The sequence below is a fragment of the Kitasatospora sp. Ki12 genome, from assembly GCF_054601375.1.
This window is the reverse complement of the sequence record NZ_BAAIHT010000001.1, coordinates 2,711,915-2,738,595: the sequence shown is the minus strand read 5'-3', so window position 1 is coordinate 2,738,595 and position 26,681 is coordinate 2,711,915. Positions and strand designations below refer to the sequence as shown.

Annotated in this window: 18 protein-coding genes; 5 read left to right on the top strand and 13 right to left on the bottom strand. The window is 74.5% G+C overall.

The genetic code is table 11. From position 1 onward, the window contains the following. Positions 1–51 precede the first annotated feature (51 nt). The 5 genes from sucD to ACYP53_RS12055 form a co-directional block, all read right to left on the bottom strand. A complete protein-coding gene (gene sucD, locus ACYP53_RS12075) occupies positions 52–942 on the bottom strand; it encodes a succinate--CoA ligase subunit alpha (protein ID WP_189916116.1) in 891 nt (296 codons plus the stop codon). 19 nt (positions 943–961) lie between these two features. Continuing rightward, on the bottom strand, positions 962–2,134 hold the full coding sequence (sucC, locus tag ACYP53_RS12070; RefSeq protein WP_189916115.1) for an ADP-forming succinate--CoA ligase subunit beta: 1,173 nt from the start codon (positions 2,132–2,134) through the stop codon (positions 962–964). 304 nt (positions 2,135–2,438) lie between these two features. Next, the gene (locus ACYP53_RS12065) at positions 2,439–3,605 is read right to left on the bottom strand and encodes a VWA domain-containing protein (RefSeq protein WP_459647370.1); all 1,167 of its coding nucleotides are present in this window, start codon (positions 3,603–3,605) and stop codon (positions 2,439–2,441) included. Positions 3,606–3,644: 39 nt separating this feature from the next. Next, entirely contained in the window at positions 3,645–6,107 is a 2,463-nt protein-coding gene (locus tag ACYP53_RS12060) for a DUF5682 family protein (protein ID WP_459647369.1), read from the bottom strand. A gap of 141 nt (positions 6,108–6,248) precedes the next feature. Continuing rightward, complete coding sequence (locus tag ACYP53_RS12055; RefSeq protein ID WP_189916112.1) at positions 6,249–7,331, bottom strand: ATP-binding protein; 1,083 nt, start codon at positions 7,329–7,331, stop codon at positions 6,249–6,251. A 180-nt stretch (positions 7,332–7,511) separates the two neighbouring features. Here ACYP53_RS12055 and ACYP53_RS12050 point away from each other — a divergent pair, with 180 nt between their 5' ends. After that, positions 7,512–8,810, top strand: coding sequence for an SWIM zinc finger family protein (locus ACYP53_RS12050; protein ID WP_459647368.1), 1,299 nt, complete (start codon positions 7,512–7,514; stop codon positions 8,808–8,810). An 87-nt stretch (positions 8,811–8,897) separates the two neighbouring features. Continuing rightward, entirely contained in the window at positions 8,898–10,496 is a 1,599-nt protein-coding gene (locus ACYP53_RS12045) for a DUF5691 domain-containing protein (RefSeq protein WP_459647367.1), read from the top strand. A 106-nt stretch (positions 10,497–10,602) separates the two neighbouring features. Here ACYP53_RS12045 and ACYP53_RS12040 read toward each other — a convergent pair whose 3' ends face one another. Further along, positions 10,603–11,007 carry a cobalamin B12-binding domain-containing protein gene (locus tag ACYP53_RS12040; RefSeq protein WP_189916109.1) on the bottom strand — a complete coding sequence of 135 codons (405 nt, stop codon included), beginning with the start codon at positions 11,005–11,007 and terminating at the stop codon, positions 10,603–10,605. Positions 11,008–11,331: 324 nt separating this feature from the next. Here ACYP53_RS12040 and ACYP53_RS12035 point away from each other — a divergent pair, with 324 nt between their 5' ends. After that, complete coding sequence (locus ACYP53_RS12035; RefSeq protein ID WP_459647366.1) at positions 11,332–12,126, top strand: M23 family metallopeptidase; 795 nt, start codon at positions 11,332–11,334, stop codon at positions 12,124–12,126. Between the two features lie 58 nt (positions 12,127–12,184). Here the strand turns inward: ACYP53_RS12035 and pcrA are convergent, their stop codons facing one another. The 3 genes from pcrA to ACYP53_RS12020 all read right to left on the bottom strand — a co-directional run bounded on the left by pcrA (position 12,185) and on the right by ACYP53_RS12020 (position 17,015). Continuing rightward, positions 12,185–14,833: a DNA helicase PcrA gene (pcrA, locus tag ACYP53_RS12030; RefSeq protein ID WP_189916107.1), complete on the bottom strand. Its 2,649-nt coding sequence runs from the start codon at positions 14,831–14,833 to the stop codon at positions 12,185–12,187. 108 nt (positions 14,834–14,941) lie between these two features. Then, a complete protein-coding gene (locus ACYP53_RS12025; protein ID WP_229928577.1) occupies positions 14,942–15,646 on the bottom strand; it encodes a LuxR C-terminal-related transcriptional regulator in 705 nt (234 codons plus the stop codon). Next, entirely contained in the window at positions 15,639–17,015 is a 1,377-nt protein-coding gene (locus tag ACYP53_RS12020) for an ATP-binding protein (RefSeq protein WP_459647970.1), read from the bottom strand. The genes ACYP53_RS12025 and ACYP53_RS12020 overlap by 8 nt, the downstream gene beginning before the upstream one ends. A 218-nt stretch (positions 17,016–17,233) precedes the next feature. Here ACYP53_RS12020 and ACYP53_RS12015 point away from each other — a divergent pair, with 218 nt between their 5' ends. Together ACYP53_RS12015 and ACYP53_RS12010 are read left to right on the top strand one after the other, a co-directional pair. Then, positions 17,234–18,682, top strand: coding sequence for a PspC domain-containing protein (locus tag ACYP53_RS12015; protein WP_459647365.1), 1,449 nt, complete (start codon positions 17,234–17,236; stop codon positions 18,680–18,682). Then, complete coding sequence (locus tag ACYP53_RS12010) at positions 18,679–18,888, top strand: hypothetical protein (RefSeq protein WP_189916104.1); 210 nt, start codon at positions 18,679–18,681, stop codon at positions 18,886–18,888. The genes ACYP53_RS12015 and ACYP53_RS12010 overlap by 4 nt, the downstream gene beginning before the upstream one ends. Positions 18,889–18,921: 33 nt before the next feature. Here ACYP53_RS12010 and ACYP53_RS12005 read toward each other — a convergent pair whose 3' ends face one another. The 4 genes from ACYP53_RS12005 to ACYP53_RS11990 form a co-directional block, all read right to left on the bottom strand. Continuing rightward, the gene (locus tag ACYP53_RS12005; protein WP_189916103.1) at positions 18,922–19,956 is read right to left on the bottom strand and encodes a Rieske 2Fe-2S domain-containing protein; all 1,035 of its coding nucleotides are present in this window, start codon (positions 19,954–19,956) and stop codon (positions 18,922–18,924) included. A gap of 224 nt (positions 19,957–20,180) precedes the next feature. Further along, positions 20,181–21,776, bottom strand: a complete 1,596-nt coding sequence (gene guaA / locus ACYP53_RS12000; RefSeq protein WP_189916102.1) for a glutamine-hydrolyzing GMP synthase — start codon at positions 21,774–21,776, stop codon at positions 20,181–20,183. Positions 21,777–22,782: 1,006 nt separating this feature from the next. Further along, positions 22,783–24,468, bottom strand: coding sequence for a hypothetical protein (locus ACYP53_RS11995; RefSeq protein ID WP_459647364.1), 1,686 nt, complete (start codon positions 24,466–24,468; stop codon positions 22,783–22,785). Between the two features lie 393 nt (positions 24,469–24,861). Then, positions 24,862–26,652 carry a GMC family oxidoreductase gene (locus tag ACYP53_RS11990; RefSeq protein WP_189916100.1) on the bottom strand — a complete coding sequence of 597 codons (1,791 nt, stop codon included), beginning with the start codon at positions 26,650–26,652 and terminating at the stop codon, positions 24,862–24,864. Between the last annotated feature and the right edge of the window lie 29 nt (positions 26,653–26,681).

Here is a 26,681-nt window from a genome sequence, read left to right as displayed (position 1 = left end):
CGCCCCCGCCCGGGGAGGGCGGGGGCGCTCGTCACGCGCTGAACGCGGGGATCAGGCCTGGGCGGCGATGATCTCGCGGGCCAGGCGGGCGGTCTCGGACGGCGTCTTGCCGACCTTGACACCGGCGGCCTCGAGGGCCTCCTTCTTCGCCTGGGCGGTGCCCGAGGAGCCGGAGACGATGGCGCCGGCGTGGCCCATGGTCTTGCCCTCGGGGGCGGTGAAGCCCGCGACGTAGCCGACGACCGGCTTGGTGACGTGCTCGGCGATGAAGGCCGCGGCACGCTCCTCGGCGTCGCCACCGATCTCACCGATCATGACGATGATCTCGGTGTCCGGGTCCTCCTGGAACGCCTTGAGGGCGTCGATGTGGGTGGTGCCGATGACCGGGTCACCGCCGATGCCCACGGCCGAGGAGAAGCCGATGTCGCGCAGCTCGTACATGAGCTGGTAGGTCAGGGTGCCCGACTTCGAGACCAGGCCGATCTTGCCGGAGCTGGTGATGTCGGCCGGGATGATGCCGGCGTTCGACTGTCCGGGGCTGATCAGGCCGGGGCAGTTCGGGCCGATGATGCGGGTCTTGTTGCCCTTGGCACCGGCGTACGCCCAGAAGGCGGCGGTGTCGTGCACCGGGACGCCCTCGGTGATGACGACGGCCAGGCCGATCTCGGCGTCGATGGCCTCGACGACGGCGGCCTTGGTGAAGGCCGGCGGCACGAAGAGGACCGAGACGTCGGCGCCGGTCTTCTCCATCGCCTCGGCGACGGAGCCGAAGACCGGGATCTCGGTGCCGTCGACGTCGACCGTGGTACCGGCCTTGCGCGGGTTGACACCGCCGACGATCTGGGTGCCGGAGGCGAGCATGCGGCGGGTGTGCTTCATGCCCTCCGCGCCGGTCATGCCCTGGACGATGACCTTGCTGTCCTTGGTAAGGAAGATAGCCATGGTGTGAAAGTCCCCTTCCTTACTTGTTGGCCAGCTCGGCGGCGCGGTCAGCGGCGCCGTCCATGGTGTCCACGCGCTGGACCAGCGGGTGGTTGGCGTCGTCGAGGATCTTGCGACCCAGCTCCGCGTTGTTGCCGTCCAGGCGGACGACCAGCGGCTTGGTGACGTTCTCGCCCTTGCTCTCCAGGAGCGCGAGGGCCTGCACGATGCCGTTGGCGACCGCGTCGCACGCGGTGATGCCGCCGAAGACGTTGACGAAGACCGACTTGACGTCGGGGTCGCCCAGGATGATCTCCAGGCCGTTCGCCATGACCTCGGCGGAGGCGCCGCCGCCGATGTCGAGGAAGTTGGCGGGCTTGACGCCGCCGTGGTTCTCACCGGCGTAGGCGACCACGTCGAGGGTGCTCATGACGAGGCCCGCGCCGTTGCCGATGATGCCGACCTGGCCGTCGAGCTTGACGTAGTTCAGGCCCTTGGCCTTGGCGGCGGCCTCGAGCGGGTTGGCCGCGGCCTTGTCCTCCAGGGCCTCGTGCTCCGGCTGGCGGAACTCGGCGTTCTCGTCCAGGGAGACCTTGCCGTCGAGCGCGATGATCTTGCCGTCACCGGACTTGATCAGCGGGTTGACCTCGACGAGGAGGGCATCCTCCTTGATGAAGACGGTCCACAGCTTCTGCAGGACCTCGGCGACCTGGTCGGCGACCTCGGCCGGGAACTTCGCCGCGGCGACGATCTCGGCGGCCTTCTCCGGGGTGCAGCCCTCGTTGGCGTCGACCGGGATCTTGGCGAGCGCCTCGGGGTTCTGCTCGGCGACGACCTCGATCTCCACGCCGCCCTCGACGCTGGCCATGGCCAGGAAGGTGCGGTTGGTGCGGTCCAGCAGGAACGAGACGTAGTACTCGTCCTTGATGTCCGCGGTCTGGGCCAGCATCACCTTGTGAACGGTGTGGCCCTTGATGTCCATACCGAGGATCGCCTCGGCCTTGGCGACGGCGTCGGCCGGGTCGGCGGCGAGCTTGACGCCGCCGGCCTTGCCACGGCCGCCGACCTTCACCTGAGCCTTGACGACGGCGCGTCCGCCGAAGCGCTCGGCGATGGCGCGAGCGGCTTCGGGGGTCTCGATGACATCACCGTCAAGCACGGGCACGCCGTGCTTGGCGAAGAGGTCCCTCGCCTGGTACTCGAACAGGTCCACGTGTGTTCGTCCTTGTTCGTGGTCGCGGATTGTGTCTCTACGAGCGTGCCACGGCAGGATCTTCGCTGCGGGTCGTCGGGGCGGTGCGGGTACGCAGAGGTACGGCCTTGCGGCCCACACAGCCACGGGCGCACACGTCAATCAACACGCGCGTCACGTCCGTCTGGCAGGTTATCCCCGTGGGACGGGAGTCTTTCGCCCGGGGCCTGCCCGTCTTGGGTGAGAACCGTCACAGACAGGCCGGAGTGTCCCGGTGAACGCCCCGTCCACCGATCGGGTGGATTCGCCTGTACGGGTGAGGCCGTCACAGCCCCGGCTCCGGCACCGGGATCGGACGCTTCTCGATGGCGGCCGCCATGATCCCGGGGAAGGCGTCCGGGGTGCAGGCGAAGGCCGGCGCGCCGAGGGCGGCCAGCGCGGCGGCGTGCGCGTGGTCGTAGGCGGGAGCGCCTTCGTCGGAGAGCGCGAGCAGGGCGATGAACTGGACCCCGGCCGCCTTCATCGCGGCGACCCGCTTGAGCATGCCGTCCCGGATGCCCCCTTCGTAGAGGTCGCTGATCAGCACGACGACGGTCTCGGACGGGCGGGTGATCTTCGACTGGCAGTAGGCCAGCGCGCGGTTGATGTCGGTGCCGCCGCCCAGCTGCGTGGCGAACAGGACGTCGACCGGGTCGGTCAGCTGCTCGGTGAGGTCGACCACCGAGGTGTCGAAGACGACCAGCCGGGTGTCCAGGGTGCGCATCGAGGCGAGCACCGCGCCGAAGACCGCCGAGTGCACGACCGAGGGCGCCATCGAGCCGGACTGGTCGATGCAGAGGATGACGTCCTTCTTCACCGCGCGCTGGGCGCGGGCGTAGCCGACCAGCCGCTCGGGGACGACGGTGCCGTGCTCCGGCAGGTAGTTCTTCAGGTTGGCCCGGATCGTGCGGTCCCAGTCGATGTCGCGGTGCCGGGGGCGATTGACCTTGGCGCTGCGGTCGAGGGCGCCGCCGAGGGTGGCCCGGGTGCGGTCGGCGAGCCGGCGCTCCAGGTCGGCGACCACCTTGCCGACCACGGTCCGGGCGGTCTCCCGGGTGGTCTCCGGCAGCGCGTGCTTGAGCGAGAGCAGGGTGCCGACCAGGTGGACGTCCGGTTCGACGGCCTCCAGCATCTCCGGCTCCAGCAACAGCCGGTCCAGGCCGAGCCGGGTGATCGCGTCCTGCTGCATCAGCTGGACGACGGTGGACGGGAAGTAGGTGCGGATGTCGCCCAGCCAGCGGGCCACCTGCGGGGCCGAGCCGCCCAGCCCGGCGCCGCGGCGGCCGCCGCGGCCCGCCCGGGCGCCCTCCTCGGGCGCGCCGCGGTAGAGCGCGGCGAGGGCGCCGTCCATCGCGGCGTCCCGGCCGCGCAGGGGGTGGCCGGTGCCGTCGGCCTCGCCGCCGAGCACCAGCCGCCACCGGCGCAGCCGTTCGTCGGTCGTGGGCGCTGCCATCTCGTCCTCCTTCAGGGGTCGGCCGGGTCGGCCGGGGTGTCAGGTGTCGCGGCCGGCGGGCTGCCGGGGGATCCGCGGGCGGACGCCGAGCAGCAGGGCCACCACGGGAACGGCGGCGTCGGCGCGGTCCCGGTCCAGTTCGCCGGCCGGGGCGAGGTCCGCCGGGGGTTCGCCGAGCGGGCCGGCCGCGACCCGGCCGCCGATGGTGGTGCGCACACCCGCTTCCAGGGCGGCGAAGGTGCGGCGCAGCAGCGGCAGGACGTCGGTGAAGACCTCGCCGCTCACCCCGGTCAGCCACTCGTCGAGCAGGGCGAGCAGCCGGGGGTCGTGCAGCAGCAGGGCGCCGCCGCCGGTGAGGAAGCCCTCGACCCAGCCGGCCGCGTCCGCCGGGGCGCTGGCGACGGACAGGACCAGCCGCAGTCGGCGGCCGGCCTCCTCGGAGTCGAGCCGGCCCTCGTCCAGCAGCAGTCGGACGGCCCGGCCGCGGAGCAGGCCGGGGGCGCCGGTGGCCGGTCCGCCGGACGGCTCGCGGGCGGCCAGCGAGCGCAGGGCGGCGGCCCAGCGGCCGGTCAGGCCGTCGGGGTCGTACGGATCGTCCCGGTCGGCCTGGCCGTGTTGGCCGTGTTGGCCGGCTTGGTGATCCGGGCCGTCTTGGCCGTTTTGGCCGTCTGGGCCGTCTCGGTGGTCCGGGCCGTCCGGGCTCCAGGCCCGCGGCGCGGCGGAGGTCAGCAGCCCGATCGCGCCGTGCACCTCGTCGAGGCGGGCGCGCATCGCCGTCGCGCCCTCCGCGTCCAGGCCGACGCAGGCGGACGGCAGTCCGACGCAGACCCGCTCGGCCAGGCCCGCCGCCGCCTCGGCGAGCGCGCCGTGGTCGGTGCCGCGCACATCGCCGTAGCGCAGCGCGCGGACCAGGGCGGGCAGCGCGCCCGCGAGGTGCGCGACGTCGGTGTCCAGGGCCGCGCAGTCGGCGAGCACCCGCATCACGGCGGGCAGCGCGCCGGACAGCCCGGCCAGCAGGCAGGACTCCACCAGGCCGGTCAGCTCGGCGAGTTCGACGGCCGCGCGGGCGGTGCCGACGGCCTTGTTGCCGGCCGCCTCCTCGACCGTGGTGCCCCACTGGGCGGCCTCGGCGATCCGGACCGCGAACTCCGGCTGCCAGCACAGCCGCCAGCTCTCCCGGAAGGTGCCGGTCGAGGTGACCGTGGAGCGGGCGGGCACGCCCCAGTCCACGCCCAGCAGCCGAAGCCGGTGCAGCAGCCGGGAGCGGGCCGCGTCGTTCTCCTTGCGCAGGTCGAGGTCGACCTCCTTCGGCGCGGCCTCGGGCTTGAGCCGCAGCGAGCGCTGCAGCCGGGCGAGGTCGCGCTGCAGCGGCACCGCCGGTGCGGTGTCCGGGACCTCGCCGAGCTGGTCGCCGACCACCAGGCGGTCCCGGACGAGCTCCAGGGCGACGTCCGAGCCCTCGCAGAGCACCGCGCGCACGGCGTCCAGGGTCTCGGTCAGCCCGGCGAGCGGGCGGCCGCGCATCACCGCCAGGGTCTCGGCGAGGCGCACCGCCTCGATCACGTGGGCGGAGGAGACCGGGTGGTCCTCGGCGCGCAGCAGGTCGGCGGCCCGGGTGAGCCAGCGCGGCACCGGGTCGCCGTCGGTGGTGAACAGGTGGTGGTACCAGCCGGGGGACTCCACGCCCGCGCCGTAGCCGGTGGCCTGGGAGAGCCTGCGGTGCGTCCACGGCACCCAGGTGATGTCCGTCCGGACCTTCTTCGGCAGCCCGGCGAGCAGCGCCCGGTCGTGCGCGACGGTGGGCATCGTCTCCAGCGCGGGGACGTGGAAGGCCCCGCAGACCACGGCGATCCGCTCGTGCCCGGCCCGGCGGGCGGCGCGGATCTGCTGGCGCATGTACGCCTCGCGCAGCAGGTCCCGGCGGGACTCGCCGAGGCCCTCGGCGCGCAGCGCGCCCATCGCCTCGGCGACGGCGGCGAACGGCGCCAGCGCGTCGGTGCCGGGCGCGCGGTGCTCGACCACGTCCTCCCACCAGCGCTCCGGGTCGTCGTGCCCGGCCGCCTCGGCGAGCAGCGCCACCGGGTCGGCGGGCGGCGCGGCCGGGCCGTCGTGGCCGGCGCCGTCCTCGGCAGCGGCGTCCGCGGCGTCGTCGACGTCGACGTCGACGTCGGGCGCTGGCGCGAAGCCGTACCCGGCGGGCAGGTCGATGAAGCGCACCGGCAGGTCGTGCGCCACGGCGTGCCGGATCGCCACCCACTCCGGGGAGAACTCGGCGTACGGCCAGAAGGCCGCCTTCGCCGGGTCGTCCACCGCGTGGGCGAGCAGCGCGACCGGCGGCACCAGGTCCTTCTCGGCGGCCAGGTGGACGATGCCGTCGGCCTCCGGCGGGCCCTCGATCAGCACCGCGTCCGGCCGCCACCGCGCCAGTGCGGCGGCCACCGCCCGGGCCGAGCCGGGGCCGTGGTGGCGGATGCCGAGCAGGGCGACCTCACCGGCGCTCATGCCCCCACCTCGCTACGCTCGGCGGGCGCTTCGCGCAAGCGGCACCCCTGGACCGTTCGCTCGCTCCGCTCGCTCATGCCCCCACCTCCCCGCGCCCGGCCGGCGCTCCGCGCAACCGGCCGCTCCCGACGGTCCGCTCGCTCATGCGCCCGCCTCGCGGGCGGCCCGGTAGAAGTCCTTCCAGCCGTCGCGCTCGCGCACCACCCCTTCGACGTACTCGCGCCAGACCGCCCGGTCCGCCACCGGGTCACGGACGACGGCGCCGACGATGCCGGTCGTCACGTCCCCGGCGCGCAGCACGCCGTCGCCGAAGTGGGTGGCCAGGGCCAGGCCGTTGGTCACCACCGAGATCGCCTCGGCGGTGGAGAGGGTGCCGCTCGGGGTCTTGACCTTCGTCCGGCCGTCCGCCGTGATCCCGGCCCGCAGCTCGCGGAAGACGGTGACCACCCGCCTGATCTCCTCGGCGCCGCCGGGCAGTTCGGGCAGCTCCAGGGAGCGGCCGAGCTGGTTGACCCGGCGGGTGACGATGTCGACCTCCTCCTCCAGCGAGCCCGGCAGCGGCAGCACCACGGTGTTGAAGCGGCGGCGCAGCGCGCTGGAGAGCTCGTTGACGCCGCGGTCGCGGTCGTTGGCGGTGGCGATCACGTTGAAGCCGCGCACGGCCTGCGTCTCGCTGCCCAACTCCGGTACCGGGAGCGTCTTCTCGGACAGGATGGTGATCAGGCTGTCCTGGACGTCGGCCGGGATCCGGGTCAGCTCCTCGACCCGGGCGATCTTGCCGTCGGCCATCGCCCGCATCAGCGGCGAGGGCACCAGGGCGTCCCGGCTGGGGCCGTCGGTGAGCAGCCGGGCGTAGTTCCAGCCGTACCGGACGGCCTCCTCGGGGGTGCCGGCGGTGCCCTGCACCAGCATCGTGGAGTCGCCGCTGATCGCGGCGGCCAGGTGCTCGGACACCCAGGTCTTCGCGGTGCCGGGCACGCCGAGCAGCAGCAGCGCTCGGTCCGTCGCCAGGGTCGTCACGGCGACCTCGACGACGCGGCGCGGGCCGATGTACTTGGGGCTGACCGGGGTGCCGTCGGGCAGTTCGCCGCCGAGCAGGTACGTCGCCACGGCCCACGGCGACAGTTTCCAGCGCTCGGGGCGCGGACGGTCGTCCTGCGCGGCCAGGGCGGCCAGTTCGCCGGCGAAGGCGTCCTCGGCGTGCTGCCGGAGAACGTCGGTCATGGGGGGCTCCTTCGGGTCGGCCGCGGGGTATACGGATGCCCGGGCGGCAGGGTGATCGGGGGGAGCCAGGTCGGCGGTCCCGGCCTGTGGAACCCACCCTGCACCCCGCCACTGACAACGGCGGGAGGCCTCCGGACGGACAGTCAGCGACTGTCAGTGCCACCGCCTACGGTCGGTCGCATGGAGGAACGCTGGAGCACCGAACACGTCCTGTCCCTGGCGCCTGACGCCTCGTCGCAGAAGGCCGCGGGCAAGCTCTCCTCGCCCGCGCCGTGGTCCGGCACGGGCACCGACGGCACCGCGCTCTGGGGCGAGTGCAGGGGCAGCGGCCGCGCGCCGTACCGCACCGTGGTCGAACTCGCCACGCCCGCCTACCAGTGCAGCTGCCCCAGCCGGAAGTTCCCGTGCAAGCACGCGCTCGGGCTCCTCCTGCTGTGGAGCGGCTCCCCGGAGGCCGTCCCGGCCGCCGCACCGGCCGACTGGGCCGCCGAGTGGCTGGAGGCCCGCCGGGACCGCGCCGAGAAGCGCGCGGCGGCCCCGGCCGACCCGGAGGCCGCCCGCCGCCGGGCCGAGAAGCGCGGCGCCCGGGTCGCGGCCGGCGCGGCCGAGCTGCGGCTGCGGCTGGCCGACCGGATCCGGCACGGCCTGGCCGACCAGTCCACCGCCGGCCCCTGGGAGGAGGTCGCCGCCCGGATGGTCGACGCCCAGGCCCCCGGGCTGGCCACCCGGGTCCGCGAACTCGACACCGTGCCGCAGGAGCGGCTGCTGGAGGAGTACGCGATGCTGCACCTGCTCGCCACCGCCGCCACCCGGATCGACGAGCTGCCCGCCGAGCTGGCCGCGACGGTCCGCACCCGGGTCGGCTACACCGTGGACGCCGCCGAGGTGCTGGCCGGCCCCACCGTCCGGGACCGCTGGCTGGTGCTCGGCAGCCGGGACACTGCCGACGAGCGGCTCACCACCCGCCGGGTCTGGCTGCGCGGCGCCAAGACCGGCCGCCCGGCCCTGCTGCTGGCCTTCGGCCGCCCCGGCCAGGCCCCCGCCCTCGCCCTGCCCACCGGCCACCTGCTGGAGGCCGAACTCGCCTACCACCCCGGCGCCCGCCCGCTGCGCGCCGCCCTCGGCACCCGCTACGGCGCCCCCGAGGCCGGGCCGGCCGGGCCGCCCGCCGGGCTCACCGTCGCCGAGGCGGTGGCCGGCTACGGCGCCGCCGTCGCCGACGACCCGTGGCTGGAGAGCCACCCGGCCGTCCTCGCCGACGTCGTCCCGGTCCGTACCCCGGACGGCTGGTACCTGACGGACGGCCGGCACACCGTGCCCGTCCGCGCCTCGGCCGTCCCGGAGGCGGCGCTGTGGCGGCTGGCCGCGGTCTCCACCGGCCGTCCGCTGGCGGTCTTCGGCGAGTACGGCCACCAGGGCTTCGAGCCGGTCACGGCCTGGCCCGCGGGCCACCGCCCGGTCGGCCTCACCAACGCCTAGAGCGCGTCGGGCCCGTCGTGCGGACCCCTGCCAGGCCCGTGGCCTGATCCGACGAAATCCACGAGACCCGCCCTAGGAGCACCGAGAATGACGATCATCCAGGACCCGTGGGAGACCCTGCGCACCAGCGCCCTGCTCGGCATCGACCGCCGCCCGCTCCCGGCGACCGCCCTGCCGCTCGCCGACGTCGTGGACCCGACGGACCCGGCCACCGCCCTGCTGGAGCTGGCCGCCCTCGCCACCGTCCGGCGCCGGGCGGGCGCGCTGCCCGTACCGGCCGCCGAACCGCCCGGGCCGCCCGCGCCCGAGGACACCCGCCCGGAGCTGCCCGAGCCGGCCGCCCGCCGACTGGCCGTCCTGCTGGCCGGCCGGGCCGGCAGTGGCAGCGGCGGCACCCTGGCCAACCTGGCCGAGCTGCTGCCGCAGTGGCTCGCCACCGCCCGGGCCCGGGGCCTGCGGCCGCCCGCCGCGCTGATACCCGGGCTGCTCGACGCCGCCCGCGCCCGCGGCGAACTCCGCTCCGACGCCGTCGCGCTGGCCGGCCCGCTGGGCCGCTGGCTGGCCGAGCAGAACCCGGACTGGCGGTTCGTGCTGCGCACCACCGTCGAGGAGGCGGCCCGGCAGGACGCCCCCACCGACCACCACCTCTGGCACGAGGGCCTGTTCGCCGAGCGCGTCACCCACCTCACGCTGCTGCGCCGCCGCGACCCGGCCGCCGGGCTGGAGCTGCTGCGGAGCACCTGGTCCACCGAGCGCGCCGAGGACCGCCTGCTGTTCCTGGACGCCCTCCAGGACGGCCTCTCCCCCGCCGACGAGCCGTTCCTGGAGGCCGCCCTCGGCGACCGCAGCAAGAACGTCCGCGCCACCGCCGCCGAACTGCTCTCCACCCTGCCCGGCTCCGCGCTGGCGGGCCGGATGGCCGAGCGGGCGCGCGCCGCCGTCCACCTCGCACCGGCCGGAACGCACCTGCTGGTCACCCCGCCCGCCGAGTGCGACGCGCGGATGCAGCGCGACGGCATCACCCCCAAGTCCCCCACCGGGCGCGGCGAACGGGCCTGGTGGTTCGGCGAGGTGGTGGCCGCGGCACCGCTCCCGCTCTGGCCGGAGAGCACCGGACTGACGCCGGATCAGCTGCTCGCCCTGCGGGTCGGCGACAGCATCGACGAGACCAGCAGCAGCTGGGCCGACGACCTGCGGGAGGCCTGGGCGCGCGCCGCCGTCCGCCAGCACGACGCCGACTGGGCCCGGGCACTGCTCGGCCCGGCCCCGGCACCGCCCGCCCGGGGCGCCGGCCGGGCCCGCGCCCCGCGCACCACCGGCGCCCCGGCCAAGCTGCTGGCCGTCCTGCCGCCCGAGGAGCGGGCCGCCTGGACGGCCGCGTTCATCGAGGTGCACGGGCTGGGCGAGGCGTTCCAGCTGCTCGGCGCCTGCGCGACCCCGTGGACGCCGCCGCTGTCCACCGCCGTGGTGAGCGCCCTGGCCCGGGCAGCCACCTCCGGCGCGTACCCGTGGAGCCACAGCGGGGTGCTCGGGATGACCGAGCGCGCGCTCGCCCCGGAGACGGCGGCCGCGGTGGAGCGGCTGGCCGCCGAGGCCGCCCCGGACTCCGCCTGGGCCGAGACCTTCGCCCGGCTGGCCGGCACCCTGCGCTTCCGGGCCGCGATGCTCGCGGAGCTGGCGGGCTGAGCCACCGTCACGGCAGAGCGGACCGTGCCCCGGGAACGGCGGAGCGGGCCGTTCCCCCGAGGGCGCGGCCCGCTCCGCCGTACGAAGAAGTCGGCTCGGCCGAGGCTCAGCTCGCCCGCAGGTTGGCCTCGACCCAGGCCACCACGTCCCGGGTCGGCGTGCCCGGGGTGAAGATGTCCGCGACGCCCATCGCCTTCAGCTCGGCGATGTCCTCGTCCGGGATGATCCCGCCGCAGAAGACCTTGATGTCCGCCGCGTCGCGCTCCTTCAGCAGCTCAAGCACCCGCGCGCACAGCGTCATGTGGGCACCGGAGAGGATCGACAGCCCGATGCCGTCCGCGTCCTCCTGGATCGCGGTGTCGACGACCTGCTCGGGCGTCTGGTGCAGCCCGGTGTAGATGACCTCCATACCGGCGTCGCGCAGGGCGCGCGCGATGACCTTGGCGCCACGGTCGTGACCGTCGAGCCCCGGCTTGGCGACCACCACACGGATGGGCCCCGACACACTCATCACTGCCTCCTGGACCTCGTCGTCCACCACCCCGCCGGGCCTCGTGGGCCACGGGCGCGGTTAACGGTCAATAACCAACCTGAGGGGAGGTTAGCGCCACCCGGCCCGGTTGACCGTGCCACCTCCCAAGAGGAGGGCAAAGTCACAGCTCCAGGCCTTGCTACCAGCGGGTATACCCACCCTTTCCGCAACCTCCCCACAGACCCCCCGGGCGACCTCTTGACAACCGGAGGTTTTTCCGGGGCGTCGGCCTTCCGGCTACAGTCGCGGCTGTCTGACCTCGCCCGACGACGTGCCCGAGGCCCACCGAGGAGGCAGCCCCCGATGGCTCCCGAAGCAGCCGCCCGTCCGACCCGCGCGGAGCTGCGCCTCGCCGCCCGCGAGCAGTCCCGCGCCCAGCGCCGCGGTGCCGCCAAGGCGGCCACCCGGACGGCGCTGCTGCGGGTCGCGCTGCCGTCGGTGGCCGCGCTCGGCGTGGCGGCCGCGGCGGCGATCACGGTGCAGGGGGAGGCCGACCAGCAGCGCGCCCAGGCCGCCGGACGGGTGCCCTCGCAGGCCACGGCGGACGACGCCCCGGACGGCACGGCGGCCCGGACGGCGGCCCAGGTGGCCGCGGACGGCGGCCGGACCCAGGCCTCGCGCGGCGACGCCCGTCAGCCGCTGGCCGGCACCCAGCCCGCCGAGGCCCCGCCCGCCCCCGCCCCGGCCCCCGAACCGGTCAAGCCGAAGGTGGTCATGCCGGTCGCGCAGCACGGCCTCGGCGAACTGTTCGGCGAGGCGGGCAGCCGCTGGGCCAACCGCCACACCGGCATCGACTTCCCGGTGGACGGCGGCAGCCAGGTCATGGCCGTCGCCGACGGCACGATCCGCACCCAGTGGAACCCGTTCTACGGCTACATGTCGATACTCAAGATGTCCGACGGCACCGAGGCCTGGTACTGCCACCTGCGCTCGTACAAGATCCGCAAGGGGCCGGTGAAGCAGGGCGACGTCATCGCCTTCGTCGGCAGCAGCGGCAACAGCACCGGGCCGCACCTGCACTTCGAGGTCCGGCCGGCCGGCAGCGGGCCGATCGACCCGCTGCCGTGGTTCCTCGCCAACGGCCTGGACCCCCGCTAGGAACCCAGGCCCCGCCGGGAACCCGGGCCCCGCCAGGAGCCCGGAGAACCGGCCCCGGCTACAGCTTCTCGACCGGCGCGTAGCGCAGCAGCAGCTGCTTGCGCCCGTCCGTGCCGAAGTCGACGGTGGCCTGCGCCCGGTCGCCCACGCCCGTCACGGCCACCACCGTGCCCAGCCCGAAGCTGTCGTGGGTGACCCGGTCGCCGACCGCCAGCGAGACTGCGTCGCGCTCCACGACCTTGCCGCCGCGCCGCGCCGACTGCCCCCAGCCCGCCTTCGGCGAGGCCGAGGCCGAGAACCCGGAGCCGGAGCCCGAGCCCGAGGAGCCCGAGGAGGAACGCGAACTCCCGCCCCCGGACGAGGACTTGCCCCAGGAGGAGCCCGAGGAGAAGCCGCGCTGGACGGGCGCCTGCGCCGCCCCGGTGCGCTTCCACTCGACCAGCGTCTCCGGGATCTCCTCCAGGAACCGCGACGCCGGGTTGTACGCCGGCTGCCCCCACGCGCTGCGCAGCACCGAGCGGGTCAGGTACAGCCGCTCGCGCGCCCGGGTGAGCCCGACGTACGCGAGCCGGCGCTCCTCCTCCAGCTCCTTGACCTGGTTGAGCGCCCGCATGTGCGGGAAGATCCCGTCCTCCATGCCGGTCAGGAAGACGACCGGGAACTCCAGGCCCTTGGCGGTGTGCAGGGTCATCATCGTGATGACGCCCCGCCCCTCCTCGTCCTCGTCCGGGATCTGGTCGGAGTCGGCGACCAGCGCGACCCGCTCCAGGAAGTCGGCCAGCGAGCCGACCGGCGGCGCGCCGTCCTCCCCGGCGTCCGGCCGCTCGCCCGGGTCCTGCTCGTACTCGAGGGCGACGGAGGCGAGCTCCTGCAGGTTCTCCACCCGGGTCTCGTCCTGCGGGTCGGTGGAGGACTGGAGCTCGGCCAGGTAGCCGGTCTCCTCCAGGACGGCCTCCAGCACCGCCGCCGGGCCCGCGCCCGACTCGACCACCTGGCGCAGCCCGGCCATCAGGGTGTTGAACTTCTTCACGGCGTTGGCCGAGCGCGCGGCCATCCCGTACGCCTCGTCCACCCGCGCCAGCGCCTGGGCGAAGGAGATCCGCTCCCGCGACGCCAACGCGTCGATCATCGCCTCGGCCCGCTCGCCGATGCCGCGCTTGGGCACGTTGAGGATCCGGCGCAGCGGCACGGTGTCCTCCGGGTTGGAGAGCACCCGCAGGTACGCCAGGACGTCCCGGACCTCCTTGCGCTCGTAGAAGCGCACCCCGCCGACCACCTTGTACGGCAGGCCGACCCGGATGAACACCTCCTCGAACACCCGGGACTGGGCGTTGGTCCGGTAGAAGATCGCGACGTCGCCGGGCTTGGCCTCGCCCTTGTCGGTGAGCCGGTCGATCTCGTCGGCGATGAACTGGGCCTCGCCGTGCTCGTCGTCCGCGACGTAGCCGACGACCTTCTCGCCGTGGTCGCCGGCCGTCCAGAGCTTCTTGTCGCGGCGGTTGGCGTTGCGCTCGATGACGGCGTTGGCCGCGCTCAGGATGGTCTGCGTGGAGCGGTAGTTCTGCTCCAGCAGGATCGTGGTCGCGTTCGGGTAGTCCTCCTCGAACTGGAGGATGTTGCGGATGGTCGCGCCGCGGAAGGCGTAGATCGACTGGTCCGCGTCACCGACCACGCACAGCTCGGCCGGCGGCACCTGGGCGAGGTGCGCGGCGGCCGGGTTCACGAAGTCGCCGTCCGCGGTGCGCTTCGGCGCGGCCCCGACGGACCCGCCACTCAGCTCCCGGACCAGCATGTACTGGGCGTGGTTGGTGTCCTGGTACTCGTCGACCAGGATGTGCCGGAACCGGCGCCGGTAGTGCTCGGCGACGTCGGGGAAGGCCTGCAGCAGGTTCACCGTCGTCATGATGATGTCGTCGAAGTCCAGCGCGTTGGCCTCGCGCAGCCGCCGCTGGTACAGCGCGTACGCCTCGGCGAGCTTCTTCTCCATCGGGTTGGCGGCCTGGTCGGCGAAGGTCTCCTCGTCGATCAGCTCGTTCTTGAGGTTGCTGATCTTGGCCGTGAAGGACTTCGGCGGGAACTGCTTCGGGTCCAGGTCGAGGTCTCGGCAGACCAGCGACATCAGCCGCTGCGAGTCCGCCGAGTCGTAGATCGAGAAGCTGGAGGTGAAACCCAGCTGCTTGGACTCGCGGCGCAGGATCCGCACGCAGGCGCTGTGGAAGGTGGACACCCACATCGCCCGGGCCCGCGGGCCCACCAGCGCCTCGACGCGCTCGCGCATCTCGCCGGCGGCCTTGTTGGTGAAGGTGATCGCCAGGATCTCCCCCGGCTGCACCCCGCGGGCGCCCAGCAGGTACGCGATCCGGTGGGTCAGCACCCGGGTCTTGCCCGACCCGGCGCCGGCCACGATCAGCAGCGGCGACCCCGCGTGCAGCACCGCCTCCCGCTGCGGGTCGTTCATCCCCTCCAGCAGCTGCGCCGGGTCGACCACCGTACGGGCGGCGCCGTTGCGGTACCAGGCGTCCCGCTCCGCCTCGGCGGCATGGTCGGTCTGGAACAGCCCGTCCGGGATCGCCTCCTCGTAGGCGTCGTACGGAGCCTCGTCCTCGTACGGCGGGGGCTCCTCGCCGACGGGCTCGGCGGGCTGCTTCGACCCGGCGGCGGGTACCTCGAAACCGGGGAGCGGAAGGTCGTCAAAGAGGCTACTCATGGCACAACGAGTCTATGGCCACCCACCGACAAGCCCGCCCGGCCCGGAGGAATCCGGACCGGGCGGGGCCGCCGCGCGAAACGAACGCGGAAGCGAACGCGGAAGCGGTCAGACCAGGCGGCGGGCGGTGGCCCAGCGGGTCAGCTCGTGGCGGTTGCTGAGCTGCAGCTTGCGCAGGACGGCGGAGACGTGGCTCTCGACGGTCTTCACCGAGATGAAGAGCTGCTTGGCGATCTCCTTGTAGGCGTAGCCGCGGGCGATCAGGCGCAGGACCTCGCGCTCGCGCTGGGTGAGGCGGTCCAGGTCCTCGTCGATCGGCGGGGTGTCGGTGGCCGCGAAGGCGTCCAGGACGAAGCCGGCCAGGCGGGGCGAGAACACCGCGTCGCCGTCGGCGATCCGGAAGATCGCGTTCACCAGGTCGGTGCCGGTGATGGTCTTGGTGACGTAGCCGCGCGCGCCGCCGCGGATCACCCCGATGACGTCCTCGGCGGCGTCCGACACCGACAGCGCCAGGAACTTCACCCCGCCCTGCTCGCCCATCACGCCGACCGAGCGGCGCAGCACCTCGACGCCGCCGCCGCCGGGCAGGTGGACGTCGAGCAGCACCACGTCGGGCCTGGTCTCGGCGACCACGCGGACGGCCGAGTCCACGTCGTCGGCCTCGCCCACCACGTCGATGCCGGTCACCTCGGTGCGGCCGATCTCCGCCCGGACCCCGGTCCGGAACATCCGGTGGTCGTCCACCAGGACGACCCGTGCAGTGCGCCCCGAGCCTTCGGCCGGGGGGACCCCCATCGGCGCTGCCTCAGTCATCAGTTCTCTCCATCTCCAGCTCGACCTCGGTACCGCCGCCCGCCGCCGGCCGCACCCGAGCGGTGCCGCCGTTGCGCTTCATCCGGCCGATGATCGACTCCCGTACGCCCATCCGGTCCTCCGGCACCGTGTCGGGGTCGAAGCCGGGCCCGTGATCGCGGACGAACACCGACACCGTCCTCCCCTCGACCTCGGCGTAGACCTGGACCGGTCCCCCGCCACCGTACTTGGCCGCGTTGACGGTCGCCTCCCTCGCGGCCTGCATCTGTGCCGCGATCTTCTCGTCCATCGGGCAGTCGCCGACGATCACCAGCTCGACCGGGACGCCGTGCCGGTCCTCGACCTCGGCGACGGCGGCCCGCAGGCTCTCCGCCATGGTGTCCGGCGCGGTCTCCGCGGCGGCCTCCGGCCGGTACAGCCACAGCCGCAGCTCGCGCTCCTGCGAGCGGGCCAGCCGCAGCACCTCCTTGGGGTCCTCGGCCCGGCGCTGGATCAGGGTCAGGGTGTGCAGCACGGAGTCGTGGATGTGCGCGGCGATCTCGGCCCGCTCCTGGGCGCGGATGCGGGCGGTGCGCTCGGCGCCGAGGTCCTGCCACAGCCGCAGGCCGTACGGGCCGAGCAGGACCAGCACCCCGGCGAGCACCGCGAGCGAGGCCTCGACGACCGAGCCGAGCGTGGAGCCGCTGCCCTGCATGGCGAGCAGCGCGATGGTGCCGGCCACCGCGAGCAGCACGCCGGCGCCGACCCGGGTGTAGGCGCCGCGCCGCTTCTCGCCCTCCTCGATGCCGAACCAGCGCTGCCAGCGCGAGTCGTCGGCCTGCCGCCAGACCAGCGCGACGCCGACCCCGATCGCCAGCAGCGGCCAGGTGTACGGCTTGGCGGTCTGCCAGCCGAGCACGTTGAGCAGCGCGATCAGGCCGATCACGACCATGACCAGGGCGGCGAGCTGGCCGAGGCCGCCCTGCCCGGCCTTGGCGGCGGGCGCCGCGGCCCCGCCCTCCGCGGGCGGCGCCACCGGCTCGCCCTGCAGGGTGTGCTGGAGCAGTTGGCGCAGCCGGCCGAGCCAGCCGCCGGACGGCCCCTTGCTCACCCGGCCGCCCTGCAGCCCGGGCGCGGCCGGGACGAACACGCCGTTGAGGTACATCCACTGGGCGCCGCCGCGGGCCGAGGGCTCGCCGATGCCGATCGGCACCACGAACCAGAACGCGGCGTAGAGCAGCGCGCCGATGCCCTGCGCGAAGAACAGCAGGACGAACGCGATCCGCACCCAGCGCACCGGCAGCCCGAGGTGCACCGCCAGGCCGTGCGCGACGCCGCCGAGCATCCGGCCCTGCGGGCTGCGGTAGAGCCGGCGGTACGGCGGCTTCACGCCGTCGGACGCGTTCGGGTCGGCGCCCGCCGACGACGGGGCGTCGGGGGCGGTGGGTCGGGGGTCGGTACCGGGGGCTGCCACGGCAACGATGGTTCCACGCGCGCCCCCGCGGGCGCATCAGGGTGTGTCCCTAGCCCGTATCAGGGACAAGTCAGGGTACGGGCAGGGGTACTCCCGGTTGGGCCGGACCGGCACCTGCCGGAAGGATGGTGCCCATGACCGAGGACCACCGCATCGAGGAGGCCGGGCCCGCCGCCCCGCCGGAGCCGGACCGCCCGCCGCTGACCAGGGCCGAGCACCACCGCGTGGTGGCCGGCGTCTGCGGCGGCCTCGGCCGGCACCTGGACATCGACCCGGTGGTCTTCCGGGTGGTCGTCGTGGTGCTCTGCCTCTCCGGCGGCCTCGGGCTGTTCCTGTACGGCCTGGCCTGGCTGATCGTCCCGACGGACGAGGAGTCCAAGGGCCGCGGCGGGCGCACCGAGCTGCAGCGGGTGCTCACCGGCCGGGTGGACGGCCAGTCGGTCGGCGCGGTGCTGCTGACCGTGATCGGCACCGGGGTGTTCTTCTCCTCGATGGGCGACGGGGACCAGATGTTCCCGCTGCTGCTGCTCGCCGGCCTGGTCTTCCTGGCGGTGCGCTACGACCCGGAGCGCCGACGCGGCCGGGGGCGGGGGCGCCGGCACGGCGGCCCGTACGACCGCAACTTCCCCGGGGCCGAGTCCGGTTCCGGTTCCGGGGCGGGCTCCGGCGCTGCGGGCTACGTCTGGCCGCGGCCGGAGCAGGACGAGGCGGCGCGCGCCGGCCGGGCTGCCGGGACGGTCCCCGCGGACGGCCCGGCGCCGAGTGCCGGCGGCTACCTGTGGGACCCGCGCCACCCCGAGCGCAACCCGTACGGCGCCACCTCCGCGAGCCCGACCCCGCCGTTCGGCACCCCGGTGCCGCCGGCCGGCGGCCCGGCCCAGCCCTGGTGGCAGCGCGCCGACCTGCCCGAGGGCGACCCGCTGCGCAAGGAGCGCCCGAAGCGCCGCTCCGAGCCCGCCGCCGTACGGCGCCCCCGGGAGCGCTCGGCGCTCGGCTTCTTCGGCTTCCTGCTGGCGATCGGCGCGGGCGCCGCGGTCTGGGCCGCCTCCGCGGACCACCACGACCCGACCGTGCTGGGCGCGACGGTGCTGGCCACCGCGCTGCTGGTGGTCGGCCTGACGCTGCTGGTCGGCGCGAAGTTCGGCCGGGCCCGCAAGCTGGCGGCGACCGGTCTGCTGCTCACCCTGGCGCTGGCCTTCGTCGGCCACTCGCCGGACTCGATGCGCAACGCGGCCGGCGAGCGCCAGTGGACGGTCACCGCGGTGACCGACCTGCACGACCGCTACAACCTCGGGGCCGGGCAGCTCCGCCTGGACCTGTCCGGGCTCGACCCGGCCGGGGGGACCCTCGCCACCAAGGCCGACCTCGGAGCCGGCGAGATGACCGTGACCGTGCCGGACGACGTGACCGTGCACCTGGTCGCCCGGGTCGGGCTCGGCGACGTCAGCGTCCCCGGCGACCGCAGCGACAGCACCGGACGGCACACCTATCTGATCGGCCCGGCCGGCGGCCGGGCGTCCAAGGGCACGCTCAACCTCGAACTCGGCATCGGGCTCGGCGACATCAAGGTGGTCCAGCAGTGAGGAAGCACCGGCTCGACCTGTTCTCGCTGATCGCGGGCGGACTGTTCACCGTGCTCGCGGTGCTCTACCTGGTCGCGGCGCTCAACGACCAGTCGGTGAACGGACGGATCGTCATCCCCGTCACCTTCATCGTGCTCGGCGTCGGCGGCCTGGCCGGCGCGGTCGTGGCGGTGGCCCGGCGCGGCCGTCCCGACCGCGAGGAGTGATCCGGCCGGGCGGTGAGCCGGGGCGGTCGGGCCTCAGCCCTGCTGCGGGCCCAGGGTCAGCTTGTCGCCGTCCTTGGTGACGGCGTACTTCGGCAGCGGCTTGACCGCAGGACCGTTCACCACCGCGCCGGTGGCGGCGTCGAAGCGGGAGCCGTGGCAGGGGCAGTACAGCTGGCCGTTCTTCGGGGCGTCCACGGCGCAGCCGGAGTGGGTGCACACCGAGGAGAGGCCGCAGTACTGGCCGGCCTTGGGCTGCACGATGTAGACGGCGTCGCCGGTGGCCGGGTCCTTGACCTGCGCGGAGCCGCCGACCGGCACGCTCGCGGCGGCCACCGTCGGGGCCGGTGCCTGGGCGTTGGCGACCGGGGGGTTGGAGACCGGGGCCGCCGACTGCCTGGGCACGGCCGACCGGTCCCGGCCGAAGGTGCGGGTCAGCGAGCCGCTGAGCAGCCCGGCGCCGCCGATCGCGACGGCCGCGATCCCGCCGTCCACCAGCGCCCGGCGCTTGACGTGGTCCTCGCCCAGCCCGCGCGCCCGGTCCCGGTCGGCCCGGCGGGCGAGGTAGCCGTCCACCGAGAGGTACGGGGTGCCGGCCAGCAGCAGCGGGGTCCAGGCCATCAGGTAGCCGAGGTCGTTGCCGAGGTAGTACGGCGAGACGCTCCAGCTGACGGTCAGCCAGAGGCTGAGGTTGAGGAGCGCGCCGCCGAGCGCCGCGACCCGGCCCCAGAGGCCGAGCAGGGTGCCGAGGCCGACCGCCAGCTCGCCGAAGGCGATGGCCAGCGCGAACAGGGTCGGGTGGTCGAGGGCGGGGCCGAGCAGGAAGGAGATCGGACTGCCGCCGGACTTGGCCGCCTGGGTCTGCGAGACGAAGGAGGCCGGGTCGCCCGCCCCGGCCAGGAAGTGCGCGTCGGAGAGCTTGTCGAGCGCGGCGTACACGAACGTGACGCCGAGGAAGAGCCGCAGCGGGAGCAGCGCGTACTTCGACGCGAGCGCCCTTCGCTGCGCCGCCCGGTCGGCCCGGCCGGTCGCTCCCCCGCCGGCCGGCACCGCGTTGCTGGCCTCCGACATCCCGTACACCTTCCCTCTCGCCTGCCACTCCCTGACAGGTCCGGTCCGCATTCTGCCCGGTCCTGCCAGCTTTCGGTGGGAGGTCCCACCCGGAGGGCGGCTCCCGCACCGCGAACGGTCGCGCCGCCGCTCCCTCCAGTACGGGAACGACGGCGCGACCGTTCAGGCCCTGGGGCGCGCCCGGCGGGATCCGCCGGACCGGCCCTGACGGCCGGGGGGAGTGATCACTCCCACTCGATGGTGCCCGGCGGCTTGCTGGTGACGTCGACGACGACGCGGTTGACGTCGCGGACCTCGTTGGTGATCCGGGTGGAGATCCGGGCCAGCACGTCGTACGGCAGGCGCGACCAGTCGGCGGTCATGGCGTCCTCGGAGGAGACCGGGCGCAGCACGATCGGGTGACCGTAGGTGCGGCCGTCGCCCTGCACGCCCACGCTGCGCACGTCGGCGAGCAGCACGACCGGGCACTGCCAGATCTCGCGGTCCAGACCGGCCGCGGTCAGCTCCTCGCGGGCGATCGCGTCGGCGTCGCGGAGCAGGTCCAGACGCTCCTTGGTGACCTCGCCGACGATCCGGATACCCAGGCCGGGGCCCGGGAACGGCTGGCGCTGGACGATCTCCTCCGGCAGGCCCAGCTCCTGGCCGACCATCCGGACCTCGTCCTTGAACAGCTTGCGCAGCGGCTCGACCAGCTGGAACTGGAGGTCCTCGGGCAGGCCGCCGACGTTGTGGTGGGACTTGATGTTGGCGGTGCCGGTGCCGCCGCCGGACTCCACCACGTCCGGGTACAGGGTGCCCTGGACCAGGAAGTCGACCGACTCGCCGTGCTCGCCGGCCTCGGCGATGATCTCGGCCTGGGCCTGCTCGAAGACCCGGATGAACTCCCGGCCGATGATCTTGCGCTTCTCCTCGGGGTCGGTGACCCCCTTCAGCGCGTCCAGGAAGCGGTCGGCGGCGTCGACGACCTTCAGCTGCACGCCGGTGGCGGCCACGAAGTCCTTCTCGACCTGCTCGGTCTCGCCCTTGCGCATCAGGCCGTGGTCGACGTAGACGCAGGTCAGACGGTCGCCGATGGCCTTGTTGACCAGGGCGGCCGCGACCGCGGAGTCCACGCCGCCGGACAGGCCGCAGATCGCGCGCTTGGTGCCGACCTGCTCGCGGATCAGGGCGATCTGCTCCTCGACCACGCTGCCGGTGGTCCAGGTGGGGGCGATGCCGGCGCCGCGGTAGAGGAAGTGCTCCAGGATCTGCTGGCCGTGGTCGGAGTGCAGCACCTCGGGGTGGTACTGGACGCCGTACAGCCGGGCCTCGTCGTTCTCGAAGGCCGCGACCGGGACCACGTCGGTGGACGCGGTGACGGTGAAGCCCTCCGGCGCGGCGGAGCAGGCGTCGCCGTGCGACATCCAGACCGAGTGCTTCGCCGGGACGCCCTCGAACAGGGTCGAGCCGGTCCGGGAGACGGTCAGCGGGGTGCGGCCGTACTCGCGGGAACCGGTGTTGTCCACGGTGCCGCCGAGGGTCACGGCCATCAGCTGGAAGCCGTAGCACATGCCGAAGACCGGGACACCGGCCTCGAAGATCGCGCGGTCGATCTGCGGCGCGCCCTCTTCGTAGACCGACGACGGGCCGCCGGAGAGGATGATCGCCTTGGGGTTCTTGGCGAGCATCTCGGCGACCGGCATGCTGCTCGGCACGATCTCGCTGTAGACCCGTGCCTCACGCACCCGACGGGCGATGAGCTGGGCGTACTGGGCACCGAAGTCGACCACCAGGACGGGGTCGTTGTCCGGCGCGGACTGGACGGGAATTGCAGAGGACACAGACGGCCTTCCGGCAGCGGTATCGGGGTGTCACGCGGAGCCGCCTCCCCCTGCGGGGCTGCGGTGGCGACGGGCGTGGGGTGTCTGGACACCGATTCTACCGGGCTGTCCGGTTTCACTCGTCTGCCCGTCCAAAGGACCGTGACCGCGCGGGCCCGCGGTTCGTTGCTTCACACGACCGCACGGCCCCGCCGCGTCCGCCAGACGCGCCGACCGACCCCCGCGGGGGCACCGCCGTACGGCTGCAGGACCACGCGTGGAGCTTCACCCCAGTCCACCGGCGCATGTGGCGCCGCCCGCCCGGAACACCGGGAGCGCGGCTCCGTGGGACCGTGCGCGGGTGCCGAGGCCGGTCAGCAGGGGACAGCGAACCCGGCCGCGACTGGGCCGCGAGGTGGGACGGCCGGAGTCCGGGGACGCCCGGGACCGGCCGTCGCACCCCCGGCCCGATCCGGGTCACACCCGGCGTACGCCCCCGTCCGGCTCGCGCCGCTACGCGCGTCCCCGTGCGCCGAGACCCCGCAGACCACTACGCACCGTGATCATCGACACCCGTGCCGACGGCAAATGGACCGGGTCGAACTGCGCCGAATCGGTTGCAGAGCGAGCCCTCCGTCCAGGACGATGCTCGGTGTAGGCGGTTCTCCCGGCGACCTGACGGCTCACCGAGGGGTCCGCCGACGATGGCTCCGCGGCCGCCGCCCAGGGAGGTGGCAGCGGTTTTCACTTCACGCTCCGTAAGCGAGCGACCGGCGCGGACCCGCGTGACGGCCGCCGCCCCAGGAGCGTGCGCGCCCCGCACCACCGTGCGCGCCCCGGCGCCACCGGCCACCCGCGCCGGAGCGGCGGGGGCGCGACCCGAAGCCAACCGACACGACGGCGCTCCTCCCCCGGCGCCGTCACCCCAGCACCGGCGCGGCCCTGACGCCGAGTGCTGAGCGACAAAGGGCCCCGTTCCCCCGCGGGGCCCTTTGCCCTGTCCGGACCTCTCCGCCCTCCGGCGGCGCTACGGGTGCTCGCGCCAGACGCTCGGGTCGACCGGCGCCTCGGCCCGCGGCGGCGGCAGGTCGGCGGGCAGCGGCGTCCCGGCGGCCGGCGTGGCCGGCGCCTCGTGCGAGGCCAGCACCTCGCTCACCCCCGAGCCCGGCACGGGCGGCTCCTCCCCCGGCCCGTCCCGCATCTCGTCCCGCTCGTCCCGCTTCTCCAGCGACGGCCCACCGGACACCGGAGCGCCCTGCGGCGGCACGCCCGGGACCGGCACGCCGTGCGGCGGCGTCGGACCGTACGGCACCTCCGGCGGCACCGGCGCGTACGGGTACGCGGCGGCGCCGGCGCCCTGGGGCGCGCCGTACGGCACACCGCCCTGCCCGGCCCCGGCGTACCCGGCGCCCGCTCCCCCGACCCGGGCGGCCGCCAGCAGCGGCGGCACCAGCAGGGCGCCGACCACCGCCCAGACCGCGTTGGCCGCCAGGACGGTGAGGAAGGTCAGCCCGACCGAGTTCTCCTGGGACACCTCCAGGTCGGAGGCCCCTCTCCAGCCCGCCGTGGACGAGGTCCGGGTCATCATCGCCCCGGCCACCGTCATCAGCAGGGTGAGCACCCCGGTGTGCACCACCGCCAGGCGGAGCCGGTCGGCCGCGTCCAGCCGGCGCCGGTACGCCGTCCAGCCGAGCAGGCCGGCCGCGACGAGCGCCAGCAGCCCCACCCAGCGCCAGTCGGCGCCCACCTGGTCGTGCAGGTCGAAGAAGGAGAACTCCACGTCCTCGCTGCGGTCGCCCCAGGAGGAGTCGGCGCCGGTCAGGCCGCTGTGGGCCTGGACGGTCGCGCCCGAGCCGAAGCCGAGCAGGGAGAGGCCGAGGTTCGGCAGGAAGGCCAGCGACAGCCCGATCTGCCCGCCGCTGGTGCTGTTCGCCGCGACCAGCACGAAGGCCGTCGCCGCGGACAGGCCCACCGACACCGCCAGCACCTGGCCCGCGGTCAGCGCCGCCACCGCCCAGCCGCGCACCGACCGGCTGCGCCAGGCGGCCCAGCGCAGCGCGTCGGTGCCGTGGACGAGGAAGGCGAGCAGGCCGGACAGCAGCACCGTCCAGCCGACCGCCTCCAGCCAGCCCGCGCCCGCGGTGAGCACCGGCCGGGCCAGGTCCCGGCCGGTACTGCCGGTGTAGTCGGGGTAGCCGTAGTCGTCCCGCGGCCGCCAGGTCGTGCCGCCGACCGCCCAGAGCACCGTGGTCACCCCGGCCAGCACCAGCGCGGTGCGCAGCGCCTCACCGGCCGCCTGGCCCCGGGTCAGCTGGCCCTCCACCGCCTTGCGCCGGCGCAGCCCGGCCCGCAGGCCGGACCAGAGCGCCAGGCACCACAGCACGGTGACGGTCATCGGCGCCACCCGGAGGACGATGTCCATCCGTTCGGCGCTGCCCCGGCTGAGCGGGCTCTGGTACCCGACCTTGAACGGCGCGCCGAGCGCGTTCAGCGCCATCGACAGGGTCGCGCCGAAGCGGTCCCCGAAGTCGGGCGAGCGGAACCGGTACTCGTACTGGTAGTCGCTCGGGAGGGCCGCGATCAGCGCCGCCAGCAGCAGCACGAGGGTCGGCGCGACGGCCGCCCGGAGCGCCGGCCGCCAGTCGGCCCCGGTCAGCAGGCGGTGGACGGGCGGCGGCTGGGTGTACGGCTGCCCGGCGCCCCAGCTGCCCACGGTCGGCGGGGCGGGCAGCGCCCCGCCCGGGCCGGGCGGCGGAGGCGGGTACCCGGGCGGGCCCGCGGGCGGCGCGACGGGCGGCGCGACGGGCGGTCCGGCCGGAGGCGCGACGGGCAGTCCGGCCGGAGGCGCCGGTGGGGGTGCGGGAGGAGGTGCGGGCGGTCCGGACGGAGGCGCGGGCGGTGCGAGCGGCCGCCCGCAGGAGCCGCAGGCCGCCACCCCCTCCGCCGAAGTCGCGCCGCAGGATGCGCAGTTGGTCATGGACCGGTCCCCCCGCTCGACGAGTCCCTGGGCCGCCCCAGGGAGCCCGTTTATCCCATCGGTCTCGAACGGATGTCAACCGGGAACCCCGGCAGGCGGGTTGGCCCCCGGAACCGGCTCCGACCGGCCTCAGTCCCGCTTCTTCGGGACCTCCGGGACGGGCAGCAGCGGCAGCCGCAGCGCACCGAACGCGCCCTCCGGCACGGCCGGCCGCACCGGCGCCACCGGGGTGACCCGCCGGTACCGCTCGTCCTGTGCCGGGCGCCGGTCCGCCTCGCCCTTGTTCGGCCACATCGACATGGCGCGCTCGGCCTGCGCGGTGATGGTGAGCGAGGGGTTGACGCCGAGGTTGGCGGAGACGGCCGCGCCGTCCACCACGCTGATCCCCGGGTAGCCGTACAGCCGGTGGTACGGGTCGACCACGCCGGTCTCGGGGGCGTCGCCGATCGGACAGCCGCCGAGGAAGTGCGCGGTCATCGGGATGTCGAAGATCTCGCCGACGGTGCTGCCCGCGAAGCCGTTGATCTCGTCGGCCAGCGCCTGGGCGCCCTGCTCGGCGGCCGGGATCCAGGTCGGGTTGGGGGCGCCGTGGCCCTGGCTGGAGGTGAGCCGGTCCTTGCCGAGCGGGCCCTTCTTCAGCGAGACGGTGATCGAGTTGTCCAGCGACTGCATCACCAGGCCGATGATCGTCTTCTCGGACCAGCCGCGCTGGTTCATCGAGCGGGCGAAGGTCACCGGGTGGAGCACCGAGTTGCCCAGGTAGCGCAGCCAGCGCGGGCCCCGCCCACCGCCCTTGACCTGGGCGATCGACAGCGCGCCCATCGCGTTGGAGCCCTTGCCGTAGCGGACCGGCTCGATGTGGGTGTTGGCGTCCGGGTGGATCGAGGAGGTGATCGCGACGCCCTTGGTGAAGTCCGCCTTGGTGCCGTAGCGCCGGTCGGTGGTCTGGGCGCCCACCAGGGCCTCGGAGTTGGTGCGGGTGAGCTCGCCGAGCCGGGCCGAGATCCGGGGCAGGTGGCCGTCCGCGCGCATCCGGTGCAGCAGCGACTGGGTGCCGTAGGTGCCGGCCGCGACGACGACCCGGGCGGCGGTGACGGTCCGCGCGCCCGCCTTCACCCGGTCGGTCTTCGACCGCGCGTCGGTGCGGCGCACGTCCACCGCGTAGCCCTCGCCCTGCTCCCGGATCCGGGCCACCGTGGTGAGCGGGTGGATCTCCGCGCCGCCCCGCTCGGCCAGGTACAGGTAGTTCTCGGTGAGCATGTTCTTGGCGCCGTGCCGGCAGCCGGTCATGCACTCGCCGCACTCCACGCAGGCCTTGCGGGCCGGGCCCGCGCCGCCGAAGTACGGGTCGGCGACCTCGTCGCCCGGCGCCGCCTTGGCCGTCCCGTCGGTGTCCTTGCCGTCGCCGAAGAACACCCCGACCGGCGCCATGTGGAAGGTGTCGCCGACGCCCATCTTCTCGGCGGCCGCCTTGAGGTGCACGTCGGAGGGGGTGACGGTCGGGTTGAGCCGGACCCCGAGCATCCGCTGCGCCTGGTCGTAGAACGGCGCCAACTCCTCCTGCCAGTCGGTGATGTGGCGCCACTGGCGGTCCTCGAAGAAGGCCTTCGGCGGCACGTAGAGGGTGTTGGCGTAGTTGAGCGAACCGCCGCCGACCCCGGCGCCGGCCAGGATCAGCACGTTGGCCAGCAGGTGGATCCGCTGGATGCCGTACAGCCCGAGCTGCGGCGCCCACAGGTAGTTCGGCAGGTCCCAGGAGTTCCTGGGCAGTTCGTCCCGGTCGAAGCGCCGCCCGGCCTCCAGGACGGCGACCCGGTAGCCCTTCTCGGTCAGCCGCAGCGCCGCGACCGAACCGCCGAAGCCGGACCCGACCACGACCACGTCGTAGTCGAACTCCGCCGCACCGCCGGACTCCACCATCTGCCACTGCTCCTTCGCCGGGATGAAAC